A 20,618-nucleotide genomic window follows, 5' to 3' on the forward strand; every position below is an offset into this window, starting at 1 on the left:
ACCGTAGGGTCGACGGAGCCGCGCAAGCGGTGGGCCCACAGGGACCGGAACCGACCGAGAGGAGACGGCTATATCGACCCGGCGCCGCACCATCCTCTCCGGACTCCTCGTCGTCCTGCTACTACTGGCCTGCGCGGGCTCCCTGCCGACCTTCGCCCGGCCCCAGCAGCCGCCGGATCGCGTCGAACTGGCTGACGGCTGGCAGCTCGCTTCGGCCACTCAACTGGGTGCCGACGGTGCGACGGTGTCGCGTGCCGACTACACGGCGGCGGGCTGGCACACCATCCGGCACATGCCTGCGACCGTCCTCGAGGCGCTGCAGGACGACGGCACCTATCCCGACCTCTACTACGGCAAGAACCTGCTCGATGAGGTGCCGCAGGACCTCTACAAGCAGGACTGGTGGTACCGCACGTCGTTCACCGCGCCCGTCGGTCACAGCACCTACCTGCTGGAGCTGCCCGGCATCAACTACCGCGCCGAGGTGTGGCTCAACGGCCACCTGGTCGCCGACAGCACGCAAATCGTCGGCATGCACAACGCCCACGAACTAGACGTGGCGCGCTGGATCATTCCCGGCGTGAAGAACGCCCTTGCCATCAAGGTCACACCGGAGCGGGCGCTGCAGGACATCGACGGGGTCGAGCTCGCGGACAGCTGGTGGGACTGGATCAACTGGAAGTATCTGGGATACCAGGGTGAGGGCAAGAACCCCGACCGCGGCAATTCCTTTGTCTCCGACCGCAACGCGGGCATCTGGAAGCCGGTATACCTAAAGGTCGCGGGCGCAGTGTCATTGGGGCCCGCCGTTGTCAACACCGAATTGCCCTTGCCGCGAACCGATTCCGCGCGACTCACCATCCACACGTCGGTGCACAATTATTCGACGGAGCAGGTCAGGGGAGTGCTGAAGGGTACTATCACCCGGGCGGGAAAGCCGAGCATCGATGTCGAGCAGCCGGTGACGCTGCTGCCCGGCGAGCAACGCGAAGTCACGTTCAGCCCCGACCAATTCGGCGAGCTGACGGTCGCGAATCCCGACCTGTGGTGGCCATACACCCTGGGCAAGCCGGAACTATATGACCTGCGATTGGAGTTCAGTCAGTTCGGGCAGACGTCGGATTCGTCCGACCTCCGGTTTGGCATCCGGACCGTCTCTCAACACCGTGACTCCGACGGCGACTTTCCCGATCTGGGTAAGGGCGGCAACTTCTATCTGACCGTCAACGGACGCGACTTCCTGGTCCGCGGCGCGGCCTACACGCCTGACCTTCTGTTCGCCGACCATCCCGACCGCGAGGACGCGATCCTGAGCTACGTCAAGGATCTGGGCCTCAACATGCTGCGGCTGGAGGGCAAGTTTCCCGGAGAGCACATCATCGAGAAGGCCGACGAGCTCGGCATCCCGCTGATGTACGGCTGGATGTGCTGCAACCAGTGGGAGAAGTGGTCCCAGTGGGACGACGAGGACCGCCAAGTGGCCGCCGACAGCCTGCGGTCGCAGATCCTGGTGCTGCGCTCCCACCCGTCGGTGTTCATCTGGGCCAACGGCAGCGACGGCAAGCCACCCGCCGACATCCTCGCGAAATACCATGCAATCCTCGATGATTCGCACTGGCAGAACGCCACCGTCGACACCGTCTCGTCGCTGGCGCGGGATGCGAGCGGCGAGCGCGACTGGGACGGCATCCACATGGCGGGTCCGTACAGCTGGCGGCCGCCGGGCTATTGGTTCAGCGGGCGATACGGCGCCACTCGCGGCTCCACCGCCGAACAGGGCGATAACGAGCACATCCCGCCGTTCGCGAGCCTGAAGAAGTTCATCCCGCCCGACAAGCTGTGGCCGATCAACGACACCTGGTCCTTCCACGCCGGCTCGAACCCGAAGAACGCCGCGTTGCAGAGCATCAAACGTGCCGTCGACCGGCGCTACGGGCCGTCCGACGATGCCGAGGAGTTCACCCGCAAAGCCCAACTGGCGCACTATGAATCGACGCGGGCTCAGTTCGAGGCGTTTGCCGCCAACGGGTGGGCGAGCCACAAGATGACCATCTATTGGATGTTGAACAACCACTGGCCATCGTTCTTCGGCAACATCTTCGATTACTACCTGCGTCCCGGCGGTGCCTACTACGGCGCGAAGAAGGGCCTTCGTCCGCTTTCTGTGGTGTTCGATTCGTATGCCACAGCGGATCACAGCAAGGCGCATGTGACCCTGGTCAACCAGACGCCCGATGACCGGTCGAACCTGCGCGTGCGGGTTCGCGTCTACGACCTGCAGGGCAAGATGCGCGAAGACCGGACGACCGACGACCTCGACGTCGCGTCGGGTGGAAGCGTCGAGGCGATGACCCTGCCGAGAGTGGCCCGCGACTCGAGTGTGTTCTTCGTGCGCTGCGAGGTGGTCGATGATGACGGAACCGTTCTTGCCGAGAACGTCTACTGGCAGTCGCAGCAGCGAGACGATCTCGGTGACCCGACCAACGACTGGGCGTTTGAACTGAAGCAGGTGAGTTGGGCGGACATGACAGCGCTGAACTGGATGCCGCGGGTCCCGTTGCAGGTGAGTGCGCAGCGGACCCACGCGGGCGGGGAGAACGGTGTCACCATTCGCCTGCAGAACACGACGCAGCGGGTGGCGTTCTTCGAGCGGGCCGAGATTCTGACCGCACCCGGTGGAGACGAGATCCTGCCCATCGAATACAGCGACAACTACGTCACGGTTTTCCCGGGCGAGACCGTCGAGCTTCATGGCGTCGTACCCGGCGACCGCACAGTTGCCAACTGGGTGCGCGTCGCCGGGTACAACACGCCGCCTGTGGTGGTGCCGATCGGCTAGGGGCCGATTCGTCGGTCGGACCCCCGCGCAAATGGTTGCTATCCGACGGCCGCGAAGTTGACGGTTGCCGTCGCGCCGAGTTCGCCGTCGTCGCCGCGGTAGATGTCGACCTGGATGACAACTGACCGCTTGCCGGTGCGAAGAATCTTGGCGACGGCTCGCGCAGGACCGTTGCGCTCCTTGATCGGCCGCAGATAGCGGACGAAGAGATCGGTGGTGGCGATGGCGTGACCGAACGGCGTGCTGCGGGCGGCGAGCTGACCTGCCGTCACATCGGCCATCGTCGCGATCAGCCCGCCTTGCAGGCCACCTGCGGTGTTGGTGACCCGCTCGTCGACGGGCATCTCCATAACGACGGTGCCATCCGTCGACGGCACCTCTTCCAATCCGATCTGATCGAACAGCTCTCGCAGGGATTTCGGCGCCGTCACGAGAATGACATTACCGGTAGCGGGGAATGCGACTGACGGCTCGTATGCTCATGGCATGGGTGACAAAGCGCGCGTCGAGTTGCCACCGGGGCCCCGACTTCCCGCCCCGATACAGGCCGCACTGATGGCCCGCTACTGGCCGCGCTTCATCTCCGCCTGCAGGCGGCGGTACGGAAGCGCGTTCACGATGCGGATCGCCACGATGGGAACGCTGGTCTATCTGGACGACCCGGCGGAAATCAAAAAGGTGTTCGCGGGAAGTCCGAGCGTCTATCACGCCGGTGAGGCGAACTCGATGTTGGCAGGCCTGCTCGGTAGCAGCTCCGTGCTGGTGATCGACGACGACGTGCATCGGGAGCGGCGGCGGCAGATGCTGCCTGCCTTCCACCGCGATGCGGTCGCGCGGCAGACCGATGTGATGGCCGAGATCGCCTCGGCGAACATCGCGACATGGCCGGTGGGCACGGAGTTTCCGGTAGCGCCGAAGATGTCGGAGATCACCCTTGAGGTGATTCTGCGGACCGTGATCGGTGCCTCGGACCCGGATCGACTCACGGCACTGCGCGAGGTGATGCCGAGGTTGCTCAATGTGACGCCATGGGCGTCGCTCGCGATCGCAAGCCCGAGACTGCAGAAGGTCGGGCTGTGGCGCTCGCTGCGTCGCAACATGGACGAAGCCGACCGCCTGCTGTATGCCGAAATCGCCGACCGCCGAACCGATCCCGATCTCGCGACGCGCACCGACGCCCTCGCGAAGCTAATTCGTGCCGCCGGGGAAGACGGCAACACCATGACCGACAGGGAACTGCGCGATCAGTTGATCACCCTGCTCGTCGCCGGGCACGACACCACCGCGACCGGGCTCGCCTGGGCGTTGGAGCGACTGACAAGACATCCCGCGATCTTGGCCAAGGCGGTGCGTGCCGCCGAAGCAAGCGCCGCAGGCGACGTGGAAGGAGACGAGTTCCTCGATGCCGTCGCCAAGGAGACGCTGCGGATCCGTCCCGTCGTCTTCGACGTCGGCCGAATTCTGAAGGAGCCCGTTGAGCTGGCGGGCTATCGTCTCCCGGCCGGAATCATGGTGGCACCCGGAATCGGGTTGGTGCACAGCAGTTCCAAGCAGTACGCGCATCCCGACCGGTTCGACCCCGACCGAATGGTCAGCGCCGCAACGGGACCCACGACGTGGCTGCCGTTCGGCGGCGGCAACCGCCGCTGCCTCGGTGCCACGTTCGCGATGATCGAGCTGCGGGTCGTGCTGCGTGAGGTGCTGCGCCGAGTCGAGCTGTCCACCACGACGGCCGCGGGCGAACGGCAGCGGGTCAAACACGTCATCCTGGTCCCGCACCGCGGCGCGCGCATTCGCGTGCGGGCACGCAAAGACGTTCCGGCGACGGCTGCCGCTCCGGCGAGCACGTCGTCGTGTATGCATAGTTCGTGAGCGCACGCGCGGGCATCGTTGTCACAGGGACAGAGGTTCTGACGGGACGGGTCCAGGACCGCAACGGCCCGTGGATTGCCGACCGGCTGCTCGAACTCGGCGTTGAGCTGGCGCACATCACGATCTGCGGCGACCGGCCGGGCGACATCGCGGCTGCGCTGCGATTCCTGGCAGGCGAGGGAACCGACCTCATCGTCACCAGCGGCGGACTCGGGCCAACGGCAGACGATATGACAGTCGAAGTCGTGGCGCACTTCTGTGGACGCGAGTTGGTGTTGGATGACGTGCTCGAAGAGAAGATCGCGGCAATCCTCAAGCGGCTGAGGGCGCGCTTCACCGACGTGGACTTCGACGCGGTGCGGGCGGCCAACCGAAAGCAGGCCATGGTGCCCGCAGGTGCACAGATTCTCGATCCGGTGGGCACCGCACCCGGCGTCATGGTCGCGGGCAAGCCGACGGTTCTCGTGCTGCCGGGGCCGCCGCGTGAGCTGCAGCCGATGTGGCACACCGCGGTCCAGATGCCGGGGCTGCAGGAGGCGATCGCGGGTCGGACGGAGTACCGGCAGGACATGGTGCGGATGTTCGGGCTACCCGAGTCGGGCCTTGCCGAGACGCTGCGTGAGGCACAGGGACAGATCGACGGGTTCGACCGGCTGGAGATCACCACCTGCCTGCGTCGGGGCGAGCTCGAGATCGTCACACGCTATGAGCCGGATGCGGCACCTGTGTATGCGGAGTTGCTCCGTGTCCTGCGTGAACACCATGCGCGCCAGATCTTTTCGGAGGATGGCTCGCTAGTCGACGATCAGGTGGCTGCGCTGTTGACGGGCCGCCGAATTGCCACGGCGGAGTCATGCACGGCGGGTCTGGTCGCTGCCCGGCTCACCGACATACCCGGTTCCTCCGGCTACGTCGCGGGTGGTGTGGTTGCCTACGCCAACGAGGCGAAATCGGGCATGCTCGACGTCGACGCCGAACTGATCGAAACGCATGGGGCGGTGTCCGAACCGGTGGCCGAAGCGATGGCCCGCGGTGCGTTGCGGCGCTTCGATGCCGACACCGCCGTTGCGACGACCGGAATCGCCGGACCGGGTGGCGGCACGAAGGACAAGCCGGTCGGGACGGTGTGCTTCTCGGTGCTGCTCGCCGACGGCCCGACCCTCACGAGAACCCTTCTCCTGCCGGGCAACCGCTCCGATGTCCGGGAGCGCTCGACCACCGTCGCGATGCATCTGCTGCGACGAGCGCTGCTCGGCGCGAAAGACCCTGCGGCTCTTCGGGACTGAAGCCAGTTCAGTCTTCGCCGGTCACGGTGAACCCAGCCAGCCAGTCCTCGTGCATCTCGTCGTCGATGGACACCCGCCACTGGTAGCGCTGACCGGCGGTGAGCTTGAGAGAGGGGATGGTTGCGGTGAACGGAATGGTGACCGGAGTTCCCTCGGGGTGCACGGACTTGTGCTTCGCCTTGATCAGGCCGTGCTCCGTGTGAGCCACCCGCACGCCGTCGCTGTCGACCAGCTCGGCGCGGATCGGGAAAGACCTACCGAGTTCGGCCCACTCGACTTCGACGAAGATCACCAGCGCGTGCTGGGGAACGGGTGTCGCGCTTACGGTCCAGCCGAGGCCCAGCGCGTGCACAGTGCCTGCCTGGTCCAGTGCCGCGCTCTGGGCGAGCAGCACGATGGCTCTCATCGACTAGCGGGCGCCGGCGCTGTCCCACACCTCGATCATCGAGCGCAGGATCTCCTCGGCGCGGCCGAGCCCGCCGAGGTGGCTCTCACCGGGCATCGGGAACAGCTCGGCATCGGGCAGCCGCGACACCACATGCTGTCCGTGCCCATAGGGGACGATGTGGTCGGCGTCGCCGTGCCACCAGCGCACGTGCACCTTGACCTCGTCCAGCCGGAATCCCCAGTCGCGTGCGAATGCGACGACGTCGTAGAACGGCGCCGCCATCTGCCTGCGGCTGCCATTGAGCAGATCATCGAGGAACATCGCCTTGATCTCCGGTCGAGCCAACAGCGCGCGGTCGGCAGGGGGCGACACCAGGCCGTACAGGTCGGCCGCTGGGCCTCCGAACGGGCGGATGAATCGGATCAGCGTGGCGGCCACCATCCCGATCGGGACCTTCGCCACCCCAAGGATCGGTGCAACGCGGGTTCCGAGGTTGCCCATCAACCCGCCGCCGATACTGTCGTCGCCGATCGTGGGTGCGACCCCGCCGACGACGCCTGCCGCCACTAAGCGATCCGGCATCGCCGCCGCGCACGCCAACGTGTACGGGCCGCCGCCGGAGAGACCGACGACGGCCATCTTGTCGATGCCGAGGACGTCGGCGATGGTGCGAAGGTCGTCGGCGAACTCGAGGACGTTCGCGTACTGATGCGGCGTCGATGACCCGATCCCCGGCCGGTCGATACCGATCAGCCGGATGTCGGCCGCTTCGGCGTACACCCTGGCCTCGATGGGGATCTGCCTGCGGGCACCGGGCGTGCCGTGCAACCAGAATATGGCGCGGCCCTGCGGGGCGCCGAACTCGGCGAACCCGATCTGCCGGTTCTCGCCGACGGCGACGTTTCCTTCGAGCTTCGGGCGATCGACTGCGACAACCATGCCCAGAGTGTCGCATGCCGGCCGTGTGTGCCTGCCCACCATCTGCGACTTCATGGCGCATCATGGCGTCATGGCCGGTGACGAGCTGGACGAACTCTTTCGTGCCAAGCCCGAGGAGTTCACCGCGCTGCGCACAAGGCTCGTCGCCGACGCCAAGAAGCGCGGTGATGCCGCCGCGGCGAAACGGATCTCGGGAGCCAGGAGGCCGACAACAGCGGCTTGGGTGGTCAACCTGCTAGCGCACACCAATGCCGACGCCACGCAGTCGCTGACCGATCTGGGGGAGCGGCTGCGGGCGGCGCACGCAGCGATGGATGGCGCCGCCATCCGGGAGTTGTCCTCAGAACAGCGGTCTCTTGTCGACGAACTTGTCCGCGCCGCATTCCAAGGCGCCGACATGACGAATCCGTCGGCAACGCTGCGTGAAGATGTCACTTCAACGCTGCAGGCCGCGGTCGCTGATCCCGACGTAGCTGAACGGCTCGGCCGGCTCGCCAAGGCCGAACAGTGGTCGGGCTTCGGCGATTTCGGTGCGACCACAGCTGTGTTCACCGCCGCGCGCAGTGGCAAGGCCAAAGCGCAGCCCAAGAAGGAACCCCGCAAACCCGAGCGTGAGCGCCGCAATGACGACGACCGCGTCGCAGGCCGAGAGCTGGAAAGGGCGAAGGAGGTATTGGCGGCGGCAGAACGGGCCAAGGACGACGCCGACAACGAATTGTCGGACCGACAAACGAATCTGGCGGTCGCGCGGCTGCGTCACGACGAGATGCGGCAGCGGCTCGCGGACGCCGAGCGTGCCCTCGGCGCGGCCGAGGTCGCCTACGCCGACGCCAAGCAGGCCAGCCGTGATGCCACCGCGCGGGTCAGGGCCGCGAAGGCGCCGCTGAGCCGATCCAAGCGCACGAGGTAGATCACCCGATATTCCTGTCGCCGCGCTGCGGGGGTCACCGTTGCCGGTTCGGGGCCCCTGGTCGCGTTCCCACTGATCTGCAATACTGCGACGATGCGACGCGCATTGCTGATCATCGCCACCGTGCTGGCTGTATTCGTCAGTGGATGCGGTTCCAAGATCGATCCGGATGGCGCCGCCAAATCGGTCGTCGACGTCGTGTCGAAGCAGACGAAGTTCAAGCCGAAGGATGTCACCTGCCCGTCGGGAGTGGATGCGGAGGTCGGCGTCGAATTCGACTGCAAATTCACCGGACCCGAGGGCGTGGAGTACACCGCACACATGAAGGTGACGAAGGTCGACGGCGACAGCGTCGAGTTCTACGTCCAGTCCAAACCCAGCTGATTTTCCTACCGAGCCACCTCGCGGTATTCGATCATCGGCTCTTGCTTGATGACAGTGCTGCCCGCTGTAACCTTCAATTCGGTTGGGGTCACGGCGTAGAGGACACCGGCCTTGCGCGCGAGAAAGCCACGCGTCGAGTCGGTTGATGCCGGTGTCCGCAACACGGCCGCATCGCTCAATCGGACGCCGAGGTAGGTGTACGGTCCGGTGCGTTCGCCGCAGATCACGACGAGCGAACCCGTTGTCCGGCCGATTGCGAATGCCTGCTGCGATTCCCGGCATCGCGCAGACGAATCGATGAAGCCGCTGTCGTCGGAGGGAAAGGCCACGGGAGTCGCAATCGGCGGCGAGGCAGCACGGGTCTGCTTCGGGGACTGGGCAGTTGGTGCGCTGGTTGCAGGCGGCGACGGCGGCCGAGCGTCCGCGACGCGTGCCGAATCGTCGGTCGCCCACCTCGCGATCAGCCCGGCGAAGCCGAGCACGGCGACCAACACAGCTGAGATCGCACCTACAAGGATCGGCCTGGTTCCGGAAAACCGTTGACCCGCAGGCGCTTTTCGGTGCACTGGCTGCTTTCGGTGCTTACCCCCGGTGGGTGACCGACCTGGTGACGTCGCAGCTCTGGTGACCAAGGTCGCTCCCGTCATGCAGATTCGTCACTTCCGGCGCGGTGACTATTCTGCACGACGCGAATGCGAGAACTACGGACCCTCCTCCCGGAGTTCCGACGGTGTTTCCAGCCAGCCTGTACGTGGCTACCCAACGCGAATGCACTGGCTGCCCATCGAGCAACCAGTGCTATCCGCGCGACGTGGTGTGACGCACGATCCCGGCCAACCGGCGCGCGTTCGCCGCAAGCCGGGACCGCAATTCCCCGCGAAGGGGAGTCGGTTATGCGAGGACAGGGGGAGGCGGGAGCGGCGCGCCAGGAGGCGGCGGCTCGGCGCCGGGAGGCGGAGGCAGGAGCGGGTCACCGGGAGGCGGTGGCAGTTCACCCGGCGGCGGTGGCAGCTCACCCGGCGGCGGCGGTGGCTCCATGCCAACCGGAACGATGACACCCTCCGGGGGCAGCGGGTCGCCCGGCGGCGGGGGCAACAGGCCTGGGGGCAGCGGCTCTTCCGGCGCGGGCGCCAACTCGAGGTACATGTGCTTGGAGAACTGCCTCTGGTAAGCACCTCCACCACCGACCTTCACGCCGCCGCCCTCGCCGGACGAGACCGGTGTTCCGTCGGGCAGGGTCGCGGCGGTGTGGCCACCGTTCCATCCGACGTTGAGTGCGCCCGGCTTGGTGCCGTACTGGAAGCCCCGCGCCTTGAGCGCGCCTTCGATATTGCCGGTGTTGAACCGGTCGCCATAGATCGGACGACCGGTCGCGGCGTTCGTTACGAACGACACCAGTCCCGAGCAGTCCGTGCCGCGGGCCGAATCTCCACCGGAGATGTAGGGCGTGCCGGACAGCTGCTGGACAAGCGTTAGTAGTGATGCGGTTGCGACAGCAAACATGACGTCGGACAGTAACAGAGCTGCAATTACACCTTCAAAATCTGTGATGCCCTTCACAATTCAGTTAGCTAGTGGCATCTTTCACTTTGTGCGATATATGAACATTGTTGGTGTGCAACGTCTTTCAATATTCGCTCTCGTAGGCCATGATGACTCACCATGGCACGGGTGAAACGTAATCTATTGATATTCAATAGTTTTCACCAACAGGGGCGATCTCGGGTCTAGCTCGCCGATCTCCTCGTGTCGGAGATGCTCGGCACGACCGAATATTCCTCACGCAAACCTGCAGTTTTAGCAAATTACCCTTGCTGACCATCTATATGCAGCCGGTTGGATGCATATAGAGCACATGCAGCTCGTTGGCTGCATGTTATGCGAGAATGACCCCGATGGACGACGTATTCAGGGCGCTGGCCGATCCGAGCCGCCGCGCCTTGCTCGACAGCCTGAACGAGCAAAACGGACAGAGCCTGCGCCAGTTGAGCGCCCGGCTTTCGATGACACGACAGTCGGTGAGTAAGCACCTGGCGGTGCTCGAGGCAGCGCATCTGGTGAGCACGCAGCGCCGGGGGAGGGAGAAGTTGCATTTCCTCGACGCCGGGCCGATCAGGGCGATCGCCGACGGCTGGATCAAGCAGTATGAGCGTGCGCCCACGGCGCCGTCATACCCGTGGACGGAGTGGCACGACGCGCCGAGTCAGCCGTAGGCCAGTAATAGAGGAATGCTCTGCTCGGCGGTCGTGAGGGAGCCGTGGTGGCCGACCAGAGACGACTCGAGTGGTTCCCCCGTGCGCCGGACCATGGTCGCAGATCCGCGGGCGGCCGCGACGACATCGCCGATGCGGGCCCGGACTTCGTCGCCGACGCGTTCGCCGAACCATCCAGCCGCGATCGCTTCGTCACGCGATGCCACCCACGCACGCTCCCCGAGCACCTCGCGCCATGCCGCGAGCACCGCATCGGCGGCTCCGTCGTCGACATATACGTACCTGGCCCGCGGTTCGCCCCCGACGGCCTGCACGCCGTCGAGCAGCGCCGCGCAGGTGTCGATATCGACGGCCTCGTCGTCATCGACCGCCACCATGCCGTGATCGGCGACGATCGCGAGTAGTCCGCCGGGCGGCAGGACCTCGACAAGAGACTCGACCAGCCGGTCGACCTCCCTCAATTGCATCCGCCACGCGGGCGAGCCGGGGCCGTAGAGATGCCCGAGCAGATCCACCTCGCCGTGGTAGCCGTAGCAGAAGCCGCCCCCCGCGACAGCGCCCCGCACGGCCGCGGCGAGATCCCCGAGTGCTTGTACTCCCACGTACCTGCCGCCGCGCAGGACCGCACGCGTCAGCCCTGAACCACTGAACTCCGCCGGGGACACGACGCTCACCGCGATGCCGGCCGAGGCTGCCCGCTCGAAGGTCGTCGCCATCGGCTGCACCTCCTCGGGCGGTGCCGCTTCGCGAAGATCATCGCCCCACGGATGGGGCCGCCACCGCAACGGGTTGATCAAGCCGACACCGGGCAACCGGAACGACAGCCCAACCAGACCGTGCTCGCCGGATCGGCAGCCAGTGCCTACGGCGGCCAGCCCGGCCACCGTCGTGGACGGGAATCCAGCCTGCAGTGTTCGCCCGCGTAGCCCCGCCATGACCGGGGCATCGTCGGCGTGGACGTCCAGCAGTTCCGCACCGAGACCGTCGATCAGCAGCACGCACGCACCACCGACTTCTGCGGCCAGATCGATCCGGGTCTGGAAACCGGCCACGCCCATCGCCGCCAGCACCGATGGCACCACGTCGGCCAGATGTGGAGTGTGTGCGTCCGGCTGCGGCAGGTCCACATCGCGAGCCTGCCATATTGTTTCGTTATGCCGCTGCGGATATATACGGTCGCGGGCATCGGGCTCGTACTGTTGCTCGGCGCCTGCGCGCCGTCGAATTCGACGGCGGCGCCCAATCCGGTCGCGGGCGGCCCACCCCTTGCCACGCCCGCCGCCCAACAATCGCCGGCCCCCGATGATGGGCCGTTCACGATCGGCTCCGCCGCCACCGACACCATCGGCGGATACCTTCCGGACGGCCAGACCATCTCACCGTTCGACGTGACCAACCCGGTGGTCGCATGGCTGGACCCCGCGTTGCTTGCGGCAATCCAGAACGCGGCCCGCAGCGCGGAGGCCGAGGGCGTCGACGTTGCGATCACGTCGGGCTGGCGCACCAAGGGTTTCCAGCAGCGGCTGTTCGACGATGCGGTGCGAACGTACGGAAATGTCGGCACCGCACGGCAATTCGTCGCCTCACCCGATACCTCCCAGCACGTGGTGGGCAAGGCCGTCGACGTTGGACCGGTCGAGGCCGATAACTGGTTGATACGCAACGGTTCTCGGTTCGGGCTGTGCCAGATCTATGCGAATGAGATCTGGCACTTCGAACTCGCCGCCGACGAGAACGGCGGCTGCCCTCCGTTGCGGCCGAACGCGGCAGGCTGAAATCGCCTCTGCCGGTCACGGCAGGTGTGTGGCGCCGCAGAGGTACTTGTACCAGCGCCTGTACCATCGCCCCATGCCGAGAGAGGACAACCTCTCCAGTCGGTTCGACTACCTGTTCGAGCCCCTCGGGGACGACGAGTCGACTGATGATGCCATCGACGCCAAGCCACCGGCCGGCGACTCCTCCGACGACAGGGCCGCGCCGAGCGCCGCGCCGGTGAGGATGGCCTTCGCCGCTTTCATCCTCGGCACGCTGGGGGTGGTGGCGGTCATCGCCGTTCTGCTCCTTCAGCGGCCGAACGGCGCAGGTGATCCTGTCGAGGTTCCGCTCGATTCCATTCCGTTGTCGACGACCGTGCCGCTCGTCCCCAGCCAGTCGGCGCAGGTACCGCCACCACCGCCGGCTGCGCCGACGCCTGCAGTGCAGCCGACCGAAGTGCCGCAAACCATCGAATCGGTGCCACAACAGGTGCCGGACCTCGAGACGCGGACCGAGAACCCTGCGCCTCAGACGCGGACGACGAACTCGCCTTCCACCCGGGCTCCGATCAGCGTCGCGCCCGAAATCCGCGCACCCGTCCCCAGCCAGGGGCCGGGAGGCAACGACGGAGGCGGCGGCCTGCTCGGCGGAGGCGGCCTGCTGTGATCTCTGCACGCGACTCGTATGAGGGGCTTCGAGCCGCCCATCTCGATGCCGTACAAGGCGCACTGCAGGATCACGTCGGCCGCGTCGAATGGTCGCGGGAACAGATCGAGCACCATCAGACCCAGCGGCTGCGTTCGCTGTTGGCCTACGCCAAACAGAGGTCGCCGTTTCACGCCCGGCGGCTGAGCGGAATCGATCCATCTGTGATGACGGCCGCAGGCCTGGCGGGCGTGCCGATGATGACGAAGGCGCAAGCCCAAGACGAGTGGGATGACATCGTCACCGTTGCCGACCTCACTCGGGACGGGGCCGAACGGATTCTGGCCAGCCAGCTTTGGTTTTCGTACACACCGAACGACCAGCAGGTCTTCAGTTCCGGTGGGTCAAGCGGTGTGCGCGGCGTCTACGTATGGGACTGGCACTTCTTCGTGTCGATCGCCTGTCTGGCATGGCGCCTGCAGGCTCGCGAAGAGCGAACGGCACCGCATGCGCATGCCAGGCTCGCGGTGCTGGCGGCGGGTATGCCGCCGCACGCCAGCACGCCACTGTTCGACGTGCCTACTGCGCCGGGGATGGAAACCGCCGTCATACCGGCCGGGGCGCCGCTCGCCGACACCATCGCAGCCGTTGCCGCGGCCAAGCCCACACACCTCGTCGGCTACGCAACCGTGGTCGGGCAACTCGCGCGCGCCTGCCTGGCCGGACAGCTCGACATCCGTCCCGTGCGGGTGAGTACCAACTCCGAACCGCTGCTCGACGAGGACAGGCGGGCGATCCGCGAGGCGTGGGACGCGCCGGTGCACAACCTGTGGGGATCGACCGAGATCGGTGTGCAGGCGGTCGGTTGCGCACGCGGCGACGGTCTGCACGTGTGTGAGGACGAGGTCGTGCTGGAACGCGTCGATGAAAACGGCGCACCCGTGGGCCCCGACGAACCGGCCGCGCGAACGCTGGCGACCGGCCTTGCCAACCTCACTTTCCCGTTCATCCGCTATGACCTTGGCGATCAAGTCGACTGGCTGCCTGGCAGGTGCGCGTGCGGAAGCGCGTTCGCGAGGGTGGCCGACATCGGCGGCCGACGCGATGACGACTTCCGCTATGGCGCAGCCACGATCCCGGCATCGGTGTTCCGCCACGTCCTGGGCACCGATCCCCGTGTCTCCGAATACCAGGTGCATCAGACGCTGCGCGGCGCCGACGTTCTCACCGTCGGGGCACCCGACTGCGAGACGCTGGCGGCGGCACTGGCCGCCGCGCTGCGCAGGCACGGGCTGTCCGACCCCGAGGTCGAAATCCGGGTCGTCGAGAGACTGCAGCGCCACGAGTCGACCGGGAAGCTGAAGCGCTTCGTTCCGCTCGATTAAGTCAGTCCAGCCGCGCGAAACCCTTGCAGCGCATCAGGAAATCTGCGAGGAACCCGTCGTGCGGGATTCCGGGTGCGGTGTAGTAGGTCGGGCACCGGCCGCTGTAGACATTGGCGATGGTGGGCTCGGCGACCAGCTCGTCGATCAGGGCTTCGTCGCCGGTGAGGGCTGTGACGACCAACGAATTGCGCAGCGGGGCGATTCCGTCGTCGCGCGTCCACGGGGACACCCATACACATGGGAATGCCAACTCGGTGTTGAGTATCTCGGGTTCCGGCCGCGCGAGCAGATGCACGGCCGGGCGCAACGCGGCATGGCCACCGCCGAGGTCGGCAACCACCTGGTCGGCGCCGAGCACGGCCGTCGTGCCGGTGGCCTTCGCCGCGACATGATCGGCCAACGCCCGCGCCTCGGCGAGTGGCTGCGTCGGCAGGACGGCCCGATCATCGGTAATCGGCAGCGGCGCAATCGATGACAGTCGCTCGGCGATCGCCCGCGCCAACGCCGGGGCGTCGTGTTCGCAGAGCACCGCTGTCGCGTTGACGCATGCCATGCCGCCGAGGTGGGCGATCGAATCGACGATCACGTCCAGATAGTCGCGCCAGTCCCGATCGTCGGTGATCAGGATCTTGCTGCGACCGGGCCCGTTGACGAGCACCGTCGGATCGTCGGCGTACCTGTCGACGACGTCTTGACCGCCGTAAACCATCGCGAGGTCGGCGCAGGCCACGAGCTCGTCGGCACCGGCATAATCCGTCGGCAGGTAGAGCGCATCCTGATCGCGAAACCCGCTCTGCCGCAGTGCATGGACGAGACGGTACCCGGTGAACGGCTCACGCCGCGACGGGCGGACGGCGACGCGGTAGCCCAGTGCCAACGCTTGCGGCCACAACGCGTGGACACCCGGCGCGTTCCCGGATGCGAGCACGCCGAACACGTCTCCGCGGCGGGCCCACACGGCGCCGCCCTCATGCCGCTGATCGCGCCAGTCGGGTGTGGCGCCCGTCGGGCGCGCCGGACGTAACGCGTCGAACGCGGTTGTCAGACCGTCGGCCACCTCGCGCGCTCCTTGTCGTGCCGCCGCGATCGGCAGGCCGGACACCCGGCTGGCGAGTTGGACATACGCATCGAAGTCCAGCCCGCAGACCCGTGCGTTTACGAATGCGTCGGCGGCTCGCAGAAGTGCGACTTGCCGTTGCGGTATCGCAAGCGGGCGTGTTCTGCGCTGCGCGTTCACTGCGCGCGCCACGTACAGCTTCGGGGCGACGGTCAACTCGGCGACGACAACGCCTTCGCTGTCGGTGATCAGTTCGCGGTTGCGCGAGCGGTACACGCCCGTCGGGCCGAGCGCATCGATCGCGATCAATAGACACCCTCGACGACGCGTTCACCGTCGAAGACCTCGACCGGCTTGACCTCGGCGATCGAGTCACCGATCTGCCCGTCGGGTCCGGCGAGGCGGATGGCGGTGTCACGTTCGACGTTGTTGGGGATGAACATGCCCTTGCTGATGTGGTTCATCACGATCTGCCCGCGCTGGCCGTATGGCACCGGCTCGCCGGTGCCCGGATCGACCACCCAGAAGACGACGTATGGCGTCCGCGGATCGAAAGCAAATGTGGGACAGCCGGTCTCAACGACGCGAGTCGATGCCTGCGACAAGATCATGGTGCTACCGAAGGCCATGGTGATGGCCGTGTCGGGAAAGACGTCCCGCAGCACGTCGAGTGTGTCCGGGTCGACGTGTGCACCGCTGAGGAGCAGCCAGCGGATCTTCTCGTTGATCAGGGCGACATCGGCGTCGTTGCGCGCGATCGCCTCCAGCAGCGGCGGGGTGACGTGCATGTTGGTGACATTCTGGGTCCGCAAAATCCATCTGGCCTGTTCGATGACATGCTCGACGTAGCCGGCCACGTCACGGGAGGCGTTGCGGATGGCCAACTTCTTCACCCACCGAGGGTCGAGATCCACCGGGTGAAAGACCGAGCCGAGTCGCTCACAGATCCGTCGTGAGAAGAAGCTGACCCCGTGTGGCCCGCTCGGCATGAGGCACAGGAAGCCGCCACCGCGGACGAACCCGCCGATGGCGAAGTCTTCGGTTTGCCACCGGGTGACCTGCTCGACCCAGTCGGGCATCTGGGCGGTTCGTTTCGGAGCCCCTGTCGTGCCTCCGGATTCGAAGACCTGAGGAAGCGGCGCAGGCCACCCGTATCCGCGCGGGATCAGATCCTCGACGGGCACGTCGCGCAACGTGTTCACCAAATTGGGAAATCGCCGCAGATCCTCGAACGCGTGGATGTCGGCCACCGGGTCGAACGGCAGGTGTGCGGCCGCCCGTAGCCAGAATGTGGAACCGGTGTCCTCACCGAAGTGCCACGCCATCGCCGTGCGCAGAAACGCCTGCGGATCGTCGACCGGCAGATCCCTCGGCACATCCAGCAGCGAAAAATCCACGTCCGGCACGCCTCGATGGTGTCGCACGCCCGAGGACGCGGGCAATCGCCGGAACCAAACGTTTCCCGCGTGTTCACCCCGCTAGCGTGAAATCCTCGCCAATGAGCCGGCAGAAAGGGAGCCATGCCCGAGGAATTGCGGGGACAGGCGAAGTTGTTCGATGCGCTGACCACCAAGGGCACCGCATTCACGCGGGAGGAGCGGGAGCGATACGGCCTGCTGGGTCTGCTGCCGACGGCGGAAAAGACCCTCGACCAGCAGGTCGAACACTGTTGGCACGAGTTCTCAACGCGGCGAGATGATCTCGACAAACACATCTACCTCAGGGCGCTGCAGGACCGCAACGAAACCCTGTTCTACCGCGTCCTGCGTGACCACATCTCCGAAACGATGCCGATCGTCTACACCCCAACCGTCGGGGTGGCCTGCCAGCGCTTCAGCGAGATCTACCGGCGGCCGCGCGGGCTGTTCGTGTCCTACCCGGACCGCGACCGGCTCGCCGAGGTGATCAACAACCGGCCCCACCGCAACCCCGACGTGATCGTGGTGACCGACGGCCAGCGCATTCTCGGCCTCGGCGATCAGGGCATCGGCGGGATGGGCATCCCGATCGGCAAGCTTTCGCTGTACGTCCTCATCGGCGGGATAGATCCGGCCCGCACCCTGCCGATCATCCTCGATGTGGGCACCGACAACGTCGAACTCCTCGAGGATCCGCAATACCTCGGCTGGCGCCATCGTCGGATCAGCGACGACGATTACTACGCCTTCATCGACAACTTCGTGAAAGTCGTACAGGAGCAACTGCCCGACGTGTTGCTGCAATGGGAGGACTTCGCCACTGCACATGCGCTGCCGATCCTCGAGCGCTACCGCGACAAACTGCTCACCTTCAACGACGACATCCAGGGCACCGCGGCCGTCACGCTCGGAGCGCTGCACGGGGCATCGAAGGTGGCTGGCCGTCCGCTGTCGCGGCAGCAGGTCGTGATGCTGGGCGCGGGCTCGGCGGGAATCGGCGTGCTGGGGATGGTGCAGCGTGAAATGGTGGCGCAGGGCTTGTCCGAAGCCGAAGCTGCAGAACGGATATGGGTTGTCGACGTGGTCGGACTGCTCACCGACGACAGGACCGACCTGTCTGCAGGCCAGCGGCAGTTCGCCCAACCGGCGAGCCGGGTGGCCGGGTGGGGTCTTTCGGGTCCAGCCCAGCTCACCGACGTCGTGCACAACGTGGATGTCGGAATCCTGATGGGGCTGTCCACCGCTGCGGGCGCCTTCACAGAAGAGATCGTGCGCGAGCTCGCCGGCAAGACCGCGCGACCCATCATCTTCCCGTTGTCGAACCCGACCAGCCACGCCGAGGCACATCCGGCCGAGTTGGACGAATGGACCGATGGTCGCGCACTCATCGCGACGGGATCGCCGTTCGCGCCACTGCAGCGCGACGGGGTGACGCGACCAATCGCCCAGTGCAACAACGTCTACATCTTCCCGGCCATAGGGTTGGCCGTCACCGCCGCTCAAGCCACCAGGGTCACCGACAACATGATGAGGGTCGCGGCCGCCACGCTCGGTGACGCGTCACCTGCGTTGTCGGACCCGAACGCGCCCTTGTTGCCCGCATGGTCCGATGTTCCCGACATCGCGCTGCGCATCGCCGCGGCCGTCGGCCGGCAGGCCATCGCGGACGGCGTCGCGCCTGCGCGCAGTGACGATGAGCTGTCGGAGCGCATCGCGCAAGTGCACTGGAAACCGGAGTATCCGGCGTAGCGGTCGGCCTACCTTCGCCGGCTGTAGCGCTCCACGAAGCGTCGCAAAATCGTCGGCGGGTACTCGATATGCCGTTGTCGCGCAGCTCTTTTCAGAGAATCAGCCGACTCGGGTGCGAAGTAGCCGTGGTTCTTGTACACGTCGATCCTGGTGAGGATGCCGTCGAGATCCAATTCGGGATGGAACTGGGTCGCGTAGGTGTTGGTGCCGACCCGGAAGGCCTGAACGGGGCAATCGGGTGACGTTGCGAGGCACACCGCGCGCGAGGGAAGCCAACTGGCCGCCTCTTTGTGGCCGCCGAACGCGTCGAACACATCGGGCAGCTCCGCGAACAGGGGTTCGTCGCGGCCTGCCTCGGTCAGCGTGATCGTCACGGCGGCGACCGGCTCCGGGTAGCTGCGGTCGACCGTGGCTCCGATCACCGAACCGAGCATGCCAACGCCGTAACAACATCCCAGAAATGGGAAGTCCCGGTCGACGATCTCGGAGATGAGGGAGACCAACTCGGACTCGGCGCGCAGCTGCGTCGACGATTTCGACTCCGGCGGATCGCTTGCGTTGTAGGGCCCGCCGCCCAGGATGACGCCCGACCAGTCGTCGAGATCGATGGGCCCTAAAGGTCTGTGCGTGAGGCGGATTCGCTGCATCCCGTCTTCGTCGAGCCCTCCGAAGCGCATCATTGCCTGATACTCGTCGTCGGCCGCGGCGTCCTCGCCGCGAATCGACAGCAGCAGAAACGGGGCGAGGTCGGAGTCTGTCGGCATTCGGATCTCGTTGGAACCTGTCAGCAGTAACCGAAACAGCCGCGGCGCCTGGGTTGCTCGCCAGGTGAGCCCGAGTCGCTGCCGGGCACCGGCCTCGGCACCGGCGCGACGCTCATCGGCGCCCGGGTGACGTCAATCCTCGGTTTCTGGGCTGGGGTCGGCTCGCTGTACCGCGGCGAGTACTGCCGCTGTGGCGCGGAATACGTGGGCTCAGGCGGCGGCGGAGGTGGTGGTGGAGGCGGGGGAGCAGGGATCGGCCGAGGGCGGCTCGCCGTCGTCGACGCTGCCGTGCTCGACGCGGACGGCGCGCTTGTCGGCGCCTCGGTCGACTCTTCGGCCGTTGTGTCCGGGCTCCGGAATACCAGCCAGCCTGCGCACACGAGCGCGGCGATGATCGCCGCGGAGAGGACAACCGCCGCGGGCTTGGTGCGATACCAGGGCCGCGACACAGTCGCGGCGAAGTCGAGGGCCGGCTGGACGTAGGCACCTTCGGCGACGGGACGCGCACGCAACGGGGGCCGAACAGGGGCGGGGCCAGGCGCAGGGGCTTCCGCGGGCGTGTCCCACGCATAGTCATCGACCGCTTCGGTTACCGCGGGTTCTGCCGCTGCAACCTCGACGGCGTCCTCCCACCGGGGCGCGTCGGGCGAATCGGGAACCAGGTCGTAGACGTCAATAGGCACGGACGGGATCGCGGTACTTTCGGCCTGCGGGGCATCCTCGTCGGGCCAGCCCTGTTCGTCGAGCCGGCCGTGATCGTCGGGCGCAGGATCACCGATGACGGGAATCGGGTCGGTCGTCGGTTCGTGGTCGTGGGGCGCGGTGGTTTCGACCGGTTCGGCGGCCCGGTTGTACTTGAAGTCTTGATCAGGTCGGCCGCCCGCGTCGCTGTGTGTTGGATTTCCCAGGGTCGTCAACAGAGCCTGGTCGGCTGCCCGGCGAAGGGCGCGACGTTCCGACAGCCGATTCACACGCCCCATGCAGACAAGCCTAACGGGGGGTGAACGCCTGCGT

Annotated in this window: 19 protein-coding genes and 1 pseudogene; 10 read left to right on the plus strand and 10 right to left on the minus strand. The window is 66.4% G+C overall.

The features are described from left to right. Nucleotides 1-91: 91 nt before the first annotated feature. On the plus strand, nt 92-2,839 hold the full coding sequence (locus tag D6M19_RS21375; protein WP_123027272.1) for a glycoside hydrolase family 2 protein: 2,748 nt from the start codon (nt 92-94) through the stop codon (nt 2,837-2,839). A gap of 38 nt (nt 2,840-2,877) precedes the next feature. On the opposite strand, the gene D6M19_RS21380 is transcribed toward D6M19_RS21375, so the two are convergent. Further along, nucleotides 2,878-3,270, minus strand: coding sequence for a PaaI family thioesterase (locus D6M19_RS21380; protein ID WP_123027273.1), 393 nt, complete (start codon nt 3,268-3,270; stop codon nt 2,878-2,880). A 55-nt stretch (nt 3,271-3,325) separates the two neighbouring features. Between D6M19_RS21380 and D6M19_RS21385 the strand changes: the two genes are divergently transcribed. After that, on the plus strand, nt 3,326-4,711 hold the full coding sequence (locus D6M19_RS21385) for a cytochrome P450 (protein WP_123027274.1): 1,386 nt from the start codon (nt 3,326-3,328) through the stop codon (nt 4,709-4,711). Beyond that, the gene (locus tag D6M19_RS21390; RefSeq protein WP_123027275.1) at nt 4,708-5,997 is read left to right on the plus strand and encodes a competence/damage-inducible protein A; all 1,290 of its coding nucleotides are present in this window, start codon (nt 4,708-4,710) and stop codon (nt 5,995-5,997) included. Before D6M19_RS21385 ends, D6M19_RS21390 begins: the two co-directional genes overlap by 4 nt. 7 nt (nt 5,998-6,004) lie before the next feature. On the opposite strand, the gene D6M19_RS21395 is transcribed toward D6M19_RS21390, so the two are convergent. Together D6M19_RS21395 and D6M19_RS21400 are read right to left on the minus strand one after the other, a co-directional pair. Beyond that, nucleotides 6,005-6,403 (minus strand): DUF6941 family protein, encoded by a 399-nt coding sequence (locus D6M19_RS21395; RefSeq protein WP_123027276.1) that lies wholly within the window; start codon nt 6,401-6,403, stop codon nt 6,005-6,007. Nucleotides 6,404-6,406: 3 nt separating this feature from the next. Then, on the minus strand, nt 6,407-7,324 hold the full coding sequence (locus tag D6M19_RS21400) for an alpha/beta fold hydrolase (protein ID WP_123027277.1): 918 nt from the start codon (nt 7,322-7,324) through the stop codon (nt 6,407-6,409). Nucleotides 7,325-7,394: 70 nt separating this feature from the next. Here D6M19_RS21400 and D6M19_RS21405 point away from each other — a divergent pair, with 70 nt between their 5' ends. Together D6M19_RS21405 and D6M19_RS21410 are read left to right on the plus strand one after the other, a co-directional pair. Continuing rightward, complete coding sequence (locus D6M19_RS21405; RefSeq protein ID WP_123027368.1) at nt 7,395-8,234, plus strand: hypothetical protein; 840 nt, start codon at nt 7,395-7,397, stop codon at nt 8,232-8,234. A 93-nt stretch (nt 8,235-8,327) separates the two neighbouring features. Next, entirely contained in the window at nt 8,328-8,618 is a 291-nt protein-coding gene (locus D6M19_RS21410) for a DUF4333 domain-containing protein (RefSeq protein ID WP_123027278.1), read from the plus strand. Between the two features lie 5 nt (nt 8,619-8,623). Here D6M19_RS21410 and D6M19_RS21415 read toward each other — a convergent pair whose 3' ends face one another. Continuing rightward, nucleotides 8,624-9,112, minus strand: a complete 489-nt coding sequence (locus D6M19_RS21415) for a hypothetical protein (RefSeq protein WP_123027279.1) — start codon at nt 9,110-9,112, stop codon at nt 8,624-8,626. A gap of 397 nt (nt 9,113-9,509) precedes the next feature. Beyond that, nucleotides 9,510-10,121 (minus strand): peptidoglycan endopeptidase, encoded by a 612-nt coding sequence (locus tag D6M19_RS21420; protein WP_123027280.1) that lies wholly within the window; start codon nt 10,119-10,121, stop codon nt 9,510-9,512. A 392-nt stretch (nt 10,122-10,513) separates the two neighbouring features. On the opposite strand from D6M19_RS21420, the pseudogene D6M19_RS21425 reads away from it, so the two are divergent. After that, nucleotides 10,514-10,771 (plus strand): annotated as a pseudogene (locus tag D6M19_RS21425) (ArsR/SmtB family transcription factor); the annotation flags it as partial. A 50-nt stretch (nt 10,772-10,821) separates the two neighbouring features. Here D6M19_RS21425 and D6M19_RS21430 read toward each other — a convergent pair. Continuing rightward, complete coding sequence (locus D6M19_RS21430) at nt 10,822-11,958, minus strand: alkaline phosphatase family protein (RefSeq protein WP_123027281.1); 1,137 nt, start codon at nt 11,956-11,958, stop codon at nt 10,822-10,824. Between the two features lie 27 nt (nt 11,959-11,985). Here D6M19_RS21430 and D6M19_RS21435 point away from each other — a divergent pair, with 27 nt between their 5' ends. The 3 genes from D6M19_RS21435 (at nt 11,986) to D6M19_RS21445 (ending at nt 14,616) form a co-directional block, all read left to right on the plus strand. Beyond that, nucleotides 11,986-12,606: a M15 family metallopeptidase gene (locus D6M19_RS21435; RefSeq protein ID WP_123027282.1), complete on the plus strand. Its 621-nt coding sequence runs from the start codon at nt 11,986-11,988 to the stop codon at nt 12,604-12,606. 73 nt (nt 12,607-12,679) lie between these two features. Continuing rightward, complete coding sequence (locus tag D6M19_RS21440) at nt 12,680-13,252, plus strand: hypothetical protein (RefSeq protein ID WP_123027283.1); 573 nt, start codon at nt 12,680-12,682, stop codon at nt 13,250-13,252. Continuing rightward, nucleotides 13,252-14,616: a phenylacetate--CoA ligase family protein gene (locus D6M19_RS21445; RefSeq protein ID WP_123027370.1), complete on the plus strand. Its 1,365-nt coding sequence runs from the start codon at nt 13,252-13,254 to the stop codon at nt 14,614-14,616. The genes D6M19_RS21440 and D6M19_RS21445 overlap by 1 nt, the downstream gene beginning before the upstream one ends. Nucleotide 14,617: 1 nt before the next feature. Here D6M19_RS21445 and D6M19_RS21450 read toward each other — a convergent pair whose 3' ends face one another. After that, nucleotides 14,618-15,982, minus strand: a complete 1,365-nt coding sequence (locus D6M19_RS21450; protein WP_123027284.1) for an aldehyde dehydrogenase family protein — start codon at nt 15,980-15,982, stop codon at nt 14,618-14,620. Then, the gene (locus D6M19_RS21455; RefSeq protein ID WP_123027285.1) at nt 15,979-17,079 is read right to left on the minus strand and encodes an AMP-binding protein; all 1,101 of its coding nucleotides are present in this window, start codon (nt 17,077-17,079) and stop codon (nt 15,979-15,981) included. Before D6M19_RS21455 ends, D6M19_RS21450 begins: the two co-directional genes overlap by 4 nt. Nucleotides 17,080-17,193: 114 nt before the next feature. Between D6M19_RS21455 and D6M19_RS21460 the strand changes: the two genes are divergently transcribed. Next, nucleotides 17,194-18,840: an NAD-dependent malic enzyme gene (locus D6M19_RS21460; protein ID WP_123027286.1), complete on the plus strand. Its 1,647-nt coding sequence runs from the start codon at nt 17,194-17,196 to the stop codon at nt 18,838-18,840. An 8-nt stretch (nt 18,841-18,848) separates the two neighbouring features. On the opposite strand, the gene D6M19_RS21465 is transcribed toward D6M19_RS21460, so the two are convergent. Further along, nucleotides 18,849-19,604, minus strand: coding sequence for a glutamine amidotransferase (locus tag D6M19_RS21465; protein ID WP_123027287.1), 756 nt, complete (start codon nt 19,602-19,604; stop codon nt 18,849-18,851). Nucleotides 19,605-19,624: 20 nt separating this feature from the next. Continuing rightward, complete coding sequence (locus tag D6M19_RS21470) at nt 19,625-20,584, minus strand: hypothetical protein (protein ID WP_164478609.1); 960 nt, start codon at nt 20,582-20,584, stop codon at nt 19,625-19,627. Nucleotides 20,585-20,618: the final 34 nt, after the last annotated feature.

The sequence above is a fragment of the Mycolicibacterium stellerae genome (assembly GCF_003719305.1).
In the GTDB taxonomy this organism is placed as follows: Bacteria; Actinomycetota; Actinomycetes; order Mycobacteriales; family Mycobacteriaceae; genus Mycobacterium; species Mycobacterium stellerae.